Genomic DNA, 238 nt, shown 5'->3' on the forward strand with positions numbered 1-238 from the left:
TGGCAATTTTTTAGAATGCTTTGCCGAAATTTCAATGGCTGTCTTTGGGCTGTGTCTGATTGGCTTTGTTTTTGTCGAACTGTGGCAGTTGGTTAAGCTATCGCCGCTTTTTGCCGGGCACCTAACCTCATTTGACCCAGTATTGGAAAAGATCATTACCTTCTTTCTGCTGTTTGAGTTTTTGGCGATGGCAGCCGCGGCGATGCAGAATCATGGTCATCTGGCAGCCGATTTTTTG

1 protein-coding gene is annotated in these 238 nt (G+C 45.8%); it reads left to right on the plus strand.

Translation table 11 applies throughout. The features are described from left to right. Positions 1-238 (plus strand): phosphate-starvation-inducible PsiE family protein (locus LJE08_RS14440; protein ID WP_227403641.1); only part of this gene is annotated, 238 nt, incomplete at both ends.

This window comes from Holdemanella sp. DFI.5.55 (assembly GCF_020593575.1).
Classification (GTDB): domain Bacteria; phylum Bacillota_I; class Bacilli_A; order Erysipelotrichales; family Erysipelotrichaceae; genus Holdemanella; species Holdemanella hominis.